Annotated in this window: 5 protein-coding genes; 3 read left to right on the plus strand and 2 right to left on the minus strand. The window is 38.6% G+C overall.

Features of this window, described 5'->3' with window-relative positions; translation table 11 throughout:
* Positions 1-665: 665 nt before the first annotated feature.
* Positions 666-1,631, plus strand: coding sequence for a YndJ family transporter (locus NLX71_RS25705; protein WP_254366625.1), 966 nt, complete (start codon positions 666-668; stop codon positions 1,629-1,631).
* A gap of 97 nt (positions 1,632-1,728) precedes the next feature.
* On the opposite strand, the gene NLX71_RS25710 is transcribed toward NLX71_RS25705, so the two are convergent.
* Positions 1,729-2,109 (minus strand): Imm1 family immunity protein, encoded by a 381-nt coding sequence (locus NLX71_RS25710; RefSeq protein WP_254366626.1) that lies wholly within the window; start codon positions 2,107-2,109, stop codon positions 1,729-1,731.
* An 804-nt stretch (positions 2,110-2,913) separates the two neighbouring features.
* Between NLX71_RS25710 and NLX71_RS25715 the strand changes: the two genes are divergently transcribed.
* A complete protein-coding gene (locus NLX71_RS25715; RefSeq protein ID WP_254366627.1) occupies positions 2,914-5,139 on the plus strand; it encodes a hypothetical protein in 2,226 nt (741 codons plus the stop codon).
* A gap of 672 nt (positions 5,140-5,811) precedes the next feature.
* A complete protein-coding gene (locus NLX71_RS25720; RefSeq protein ID WP_254366628.1) occupies positions 5,812-6,105 on the plus strand; it encodes a hypothetical protein in 294 nt (97 codons plus the stop codon).
* A gap of 117 nt (positions 6,106-6,222) precedes the next feature.
* On the opposite strand, the gene NLX71_RS25725 is transcribed toward NLX71_RS25720, so the two are convergent.
* Positions 6,223-6,768, minus strand: coding sequence for a hypothetical protein (locus NLX71_RS25725; protein ID WP_254366629.1), 546 nt, complete (start codon positions 6,766-6,768; stop codon positions 6,223-6,225).
* Positions 6,769-6,867: the final 99 nt, after the last annotated feature.

The raw sequence follows: 6,867 nt of genomic DNA on the forward strand, positions 1-6,867 counted from the left end.
ACCTCCCGTTCAAGATACCTTCATTTTCTCATGAGCTTGAGGTTCTTGAAAGGTGGTGAGTATTTGACGCTCACTTTACAAAGGTAATAAACTGAAACGAAAAAAATTTTTATACTTGTTCCAATGTGGCTGCTGCCTCAACATTTAATAAAGGCGAAAATAATTCATCATAAACATCCCCTATACCAATTGCCTGTTCAAAATTAGAAATCGAAGCGAAAATCTTAGTTGTGGGTTCTTTGAGATGGTATATATTTGTTAATTATGCTCTTAGTATCTTTAGTTCGTATCCCGAATGATTGTCTACATCATGGAGAATGTAGTAATGTGTTTTGAATTCACAGCACCCTGTTGTCCAACGCGAAGGTTTTCTGGATAATTGTAATGCCGCATAATTATGTACATAACGGTTGCCCTCGTTGATTCCATAACATACCATCACTCATATATCTGGTACTAATGATTGCTTTTATTTTCGTATTCTCAGCTCTCTATGTCTAATATGAAGTCTATGCGCTTGAACAATAACCCTCGCAAAATGTGTTAAACTACTAATAGGAACCACCTATCTATAAATTGTCAAGTTTCACAAACGAATGTAGGCAGGTATTCTGCTAATCACCGATAGAAAGGAATATCCATAAATGGCTTCTTGGAGACAAGTGATGAAACCTTTGATCGTACCGACGATTCCCGGTGGAATCATAACGATCCTTATCTTTTATCTAGATTACTTCCAATTTAATCTTGTCGAAAAATTTCTCATGTTTGCGACTTTCGTCATTGTACCTCTTGTTATTTTACTTTTAAGCTATGACGATGAAAAAAATAAACATCAAAGGATCATTTATGCTGCTATGAAGCTGCTTCAATTTCCCGCTGCGCTTCTTGCCTTAGCCTCTGTAATGAGCAGCAAGACGTGGGGATTGGGAGGCACGGCAATACCAGGGGCCCTCTCCCTAGGGTGGTTGCTGTTCACATTGCTGCTCTGCATCTATGGTCTCATCATTATTGTGAATCACAAGGGAAGAGTTGAGGAAATAGCGATTGGCGCGGGGCTCGTTTACTTTTTTATTGGAGGCATTTGGTTCGCCCTATATCAATATCAATTTGATCTCTTCCAAGTTAATCCCGCAACGCACGCTCTAAGTTCGGTCCACTTCCATTTCTCATCTGCAATCGTTCCGATTTTTATCGGTGTACTGGGACGGATCATGACGAAGAAAAGCTGGTATCCTTGGATCGTTGCCATCGATATCATCGGACCCATTCTGATCGCTGTCGGTATTATTTTCTCTAAGCCGACTGAATATATTGGCGTCACCTTATTCGCCTGTAATATTGCGATTTACACCACCTATCTGCTTGCTTACTTGAGAAAAGGCTCTTTACGCAATACGCCAACCTTCTTTTTAGTCCTTTCTTGCATTGCCTTTTACACGATTGTCGTTGTTTCCATTTGCTATCCGTTACTGAAAAACACGTTTTCCTTAACCATACACGATTTCATTCCGATTTTCGGATTACTGCATGCGTTTGGTTTTGTTTTATGTGGACTGATCGGATGGGTATACATGATCGACTCTCTTAAGAAAAAAACGAGGATAGCTGGCACAAACCTGCCTTACTAAACATCCTACTTGTTATTCAGCTATCTTTCCCGTGGTAAAGGATACTGAATGGGACCGGCCCTCCCATCCTACAACGTCAAAGCGATATACTAACAAACTACAATTCGATCCATTTAATACATGTTGGACGAGTTTTCGTCTTGAAAAATTCTGTGCACGCATCATTCATTTGTTTGACTGTAATAACCATTGTACTTGCTAAAACTACTTCTGCGCCGTGAACATTTTCGTAAAAGGTAATCGTTTCGTCCCTAATATTGTCATCACCGTGAGAAGCAAAATTCCCCTTTTGTTCAGAATCTAAAAAATACAACACACAATAATCATCCCGAACAAAAGCACATAATTGAGGGATACCACTTTCTTCAAAGGTAAAAATAAACTGATTGGCATTAAATGCTGGACGATTTCGAATAAACTCAACTACCTGCGATTCTGTATTGACTACAATTTCTCCGTTAAAATCATAAGCATACATTTGAAAGACCTACTTTCAGTAATATAAAAAGGGATTCTCTCACTTATCGCACTGTTCCCCCAATTAATCAAATCGCTCGCCCGATACATCTGCTCCACCACCACCCGCATCAGTTGGTGCAGGTAGGACGGCGGGCGACTCCCAAATTGATTGATGAGAATCACACTGGACAACAGGAAGTGCGTGGGCATCGTAGAGTTCACCTTCAATGAGGAGGCCGAGAAGCATTTTTTAAGCGTAGCTCCTTCCGCTGACAACAACATGGCGGAAGGAGCTTTTCCTTTGTCCGGAAGAGCTCCGAAATTGTATGGTGAACGGATCGATCACATAATTCTTATCGCACCCTTGAGCAGTTAAGGCAAAATTTTTCGCCGTCACTTATGGTAGGGTTCACCTTACACGCTATAACGGATAAAAGAATTCATACCTAACCCTTGAACATTGTTCCGCGCTGTGTTAATATCATTTTAAACGCAACTGGAACATTGTTCCACACTGTTCCAATGTCAATCCAAAGCAACTGAAACAGTGTAGGAAAATCAAGAAGGGGTAATGATTTATGTCACAGTCAAAGGATATGAAGTTCAGCTTTATACGTAGGGTTACGAATCGAGCTCTACGCTATTTAACCTCTAAAGGATTTTGGGCCACAGTCATGGCATTGGTAATTATTCATGCTTTTCGAATCTTTCTTGGTCTATAAACAGAGGGGCAATCCCCCTCTGTTTGATTTGTTTAGCTTCTGCCCCCCCTTTTTTATCATTGTTCCATGTTGTGTATTTGAAATTGTTTGGAGGGAAGAAAATGAAATATTCGGCAAGGTTAACGAAAGGAAGTACCAATAGCTGGGCAGTTGAATTTAGACACCCCATCCTAAGGGATCGACGTGATGCTAATCTTGGTAGAAAGATAAGACGTGGATTGGGCATTAATGAGGAAGAAGCTAAAATAATTGTCGAAGAACTCAATACAATACTTCAAGACGAAACTTATTGGTCTGTTACAGAAATTCGCAGAGCAAAAGAACTATATAATCAAAAAACTATTAATATATTCTACGACCAAATGGAAGAAGATACTTCCCACAATCCCTGGAATATACGTGAGGAGTATCATAAGCTACCTGAAAAAGAATACACAAAAGTAATGCTTCTGGGAACCACAGGTGCTGGTAAAACAACTATACTTCGACAACTAATTGGAACAGACCCTAACGAAGTTAGTTTTCCTGCAATATCTTCAAGTAGAACTACCATTTGTGATACTGAAATTATATTTAGCGATTCAACTACAACTAATTGTATTGTAACTTTTTTAAGTCAGGCTCAGACAATCAGACTTATTGAGGAATGTGTTATTGAAGCTTTTAAACGGGCAGTTTCCGGTGATGACGATAAGAAGATTGCAAAAGCTCTTCTTACTCACCCAGAACAACGTTTTCGGTTAAGTTACATTTTAGGCCAGTATAATTCGACTATAAAACAAAGTAAAATAGTTGAAAGCGAAAGTTTAGACTTCCCTTATCCTGATAAAAGCCAACTGTTTGATGATATGATCTATATAATTGATAAAGTAAAGTTTTTAGCAACTGAAGCTATAGATGCTTGCCCTCCAGCCGATGATGACATTGACAAAGTAATAGAATTGCTTTATGAAGATTGGATAAGAGAAGATACCGATACATTCCACGATCTTGTTTCTCACATCCTTTCATTGATTAAGTTTAGATTCAACCTGATGCATAATACTGGAAAAATGATCCGGGATACAAGAGGGTGGCCCATCTATTGGACACATGATTCCAACAATAAAAATGAAATATTGCATTTAATGCGTTTTTTCGCCGGAAATGATGGTAATCGCTTCGGACAATTACTTGCACCAGTAGTGAATGGTCTCAGGATAATTGGGCCATTTAGACCACATTGGTGGAAAAACGATACTGTTCCAAAATTGGTTCTTGTAGATGGAGAAGGCGTCGGCCATGATTCCAGTATTACAACAAGCTTACCAATAGACGTTGCTGAGAAGTTCAACAAGATTGATGTAATTCTCTTGGTTGATAATTCTGTTCAACCAATGTTGGATATTCCGAAGGTAATTATTCATGATACAACTTTTCGTGGACATCAAGACAAATTGATAGTTACTTATACGAGGTTCGAAGATGTGAATGGACCTAATTTATTAGATGAAGAAGATCGACGTGATCATGTATTATCAATTCAGAATAGCGCTATTGATTCATTACTTGACACTCACAATATGAACCCCAAAGTGGTTCGTCAATTAAAAGATAGCTTGTCTGAGAAAGCAATATTTTTAAGTAATACTAACGACTTAAAGAACCCACCAAACGAATTAATCGAAGAAATGCAAAAGTTAATAAAAACATGTTTAGCAGTAGCAAAACCGCATATACCTAAGGGATTAATCCCTATCCCATCTTATGAATATGATCGCTTAATATTGGTAATTAGCGAAACCACAAGTATATTCATGCAAAAATGGCTTAGTCTCCTTGGTATTAAAACGTCTCAGTTTCCAAAACAACATTGGAGTAGGATTAAAGCTCTAACAAATCGTTTTGCAAACTGGCCTGGTGTAACCAGATATGATGACCTAAAACCCGCCGATGATTTAGCAAGTTACTTAATACAAAGACTAAATATATTTTTAAGCTCACCAAAAGAATGGAGAAATAACCCCTTACCTTCTGAAGATGAGAAACAACTCATGATTAATAAGGTTATGGGTCATGTATCGAGCAAAATAAATAATCTAGTTATTGAACGGCTGAAAATTGACCACCACGCTCAATGGTTGACTGCATATGCTTTTAAACGGGATGGTTCCACCACCCAGAGAGCCTCACAAATTAGAAATATATTTGAACAAACAATACCAGAACCTACAATTAGATACGATGTAACTACCGACGATTTATTACAAGAAATTAAAGTTATTATCGAAGAAAGTATTATAAATGCTAAAAATGATTCAGAAGATTTGATTGCACTCGAAGACTGATCCTTTATCTGTAGGGGAGCCCTCAAGTCAGCAGTTATGACATAGACATGTTGTTGAAGATTGGGATTGCAATACAATAAATAAGTTTTGTGAGTACAAGGGCTCTTTTGGGTTATACCAATACGAGCCCTTTATTGTTTCTTTGTAACTCTTATGCTTTCTGGACAGTGAAAAGTTCTCGTAGAAAAATAACCCAATCAGGCGAAAGATGATATCCTAAAGGTTCCCACACCAAAAAGGAGATCCAATCGCTGAAAGGGTTACAGCAAATAGTGTACCCGATTTCTTAACGATTGACTATACCCATGCTGAAATTCATCGATTCCGTATTGCGTTCGTTTCGTCCCTGCTTTTCCAGAACGGCCACCTTCGAGTGGTTTATTGTTATCGTCATAGGTTTAATGCTGCGTTCGGATCATCTTGGTATGACTTCCATCCTCCCCCCTTGGCCTTTCTGATTGCCCTTATTCGCTCACCAACTACTCTGGACATCTCTCATTCCGCACCCTTGTTTATTTATTCAAAGGATTTTTATTTTTATGCAGAATCTTTACTTTAAATAGGATTCGAACAATATATTACCTGATATTAAACCCCATAATTGGATTTATTTTAGACGAAAAAACGCTTGAAAATTAGAAAATTAATGTATTTCGAATTTCTACGAAGGGTGTGGAATGTGAGGGACATGATGGCCCAGCCACAGCCATCAAGGCCATTGAGGTCAAGCACAAGCTCTTCAATGGAGCTATGGGCGGACATACACTTTATGGGCTGGAAGAGATTAAGATACGTGAAGCCGCGATTGAGCAAGCTATCATTACCTGTATGTTGGAGTTCATACCAGAGGAACAGCACGATATTGTTTCAAGGCGCATAGATGATATAATGCGTGATTTCTATGAGGCCATTGGGCTTGGAGAAGCATATAGGCAAATGGAAGCGAAGGAGAAAATGGGAGATTAATGCAGTAGGCGGCAAAGGAGAACGCTATGGTGAACATTCTCCTTTAGTTTGGCTTGGTGGAGCGTGTGGGGCTGTGATGGATCAAGATACAAAAATAATCTTTAATCCATTTATTCTTTATTCTTCACCAAGATGTTCATCTTCAACAGTAGTCGCGGTAGACAATTGCCCAAAATTCAAATTTTCAAGTGCTTTCATAGCATGAAATTCACAATACCCATCGATTGCCCCGTGTATAATTGCATTTGCCACATCTATTGCATTATCAGGAGCATTTATTAAAAAGCAATGCCACTCTAGAACTAACATGTTACTCTTACCAAAAAATTCTGGGTTTTCATCGTCTTCTCTCAAGCTACAAAAGAAGCCAAGGGATTTAAGCGCCCCTAAAACCTCCTTTAGTTCAGCTTCTGGATGCTTTGTAATTCGCCTTAAATAATCAAGGCTGATATGAACATTATCAGGAAGCTCGGCAGGGCAACTATTGAGAAATATTTGGTAAATAATTGTTCGTTCATGTGGTTCCATGCGTTGTAATACATCCCAAAAGTGTCTTGCTTGATATAAAACCGCTTCAAAGTTCGCCTCATCCCGGGTAGTAAGATAGTCTACTAATTTATCAGGATCCGGAGGAAAAAAATTTTGTCTTTCCTTAATTCCCATTGTCGGACAGGTAATATATATTCGTAACTATTCAGGTATCTTATAAACGCCCAAAATCTCTGCTGTACGCGGCGGAGATTTTTTTGTAAACTTGTTCCA

The sequence above is a fragment of the Paenibacillus sp. MZ04-78.2 genome, from assembly GCF_024213375.1.
In the GTDB taxonomy this organism is placed as follows: Bacteria; Bacillota; Bacilli; order Paenibacillales; family NBRC-103111; genus Paenibacillus_G.

Excerpts from the sequence above, each read along its gene's own strand:
- NLX71_RS25705 (WP_254366625.1), top strand. The coding sequence starts at position 666 with ATGAAACCTTTGATCGTACCGACGATTCCCGGTGGAATCATAACGATC.
- NLX71_RS25710 (WP_254366626.1), bottom strand. The coding sequence starts at position 2,109 with ATGTATGCTTATGATTTTAACGGAGAAATTGTAGTCAATACAGAATCG.
- NLX71_RS25715 (WP_254366627.1), top strand. The coding sequence starts at position 2,914 with ATGAAATATTCGGCAAGGTTAACGAAAGGAAGTACCAATAGCTGGGCA.
- NLX71_RS25725 (WP_254366629.1), bottom strand. The coding sequence starts at position 6,768 with ATGGGAATTAAGGAAAGACAAAATTTTTTTCCTCCGGATCCTGATAAA.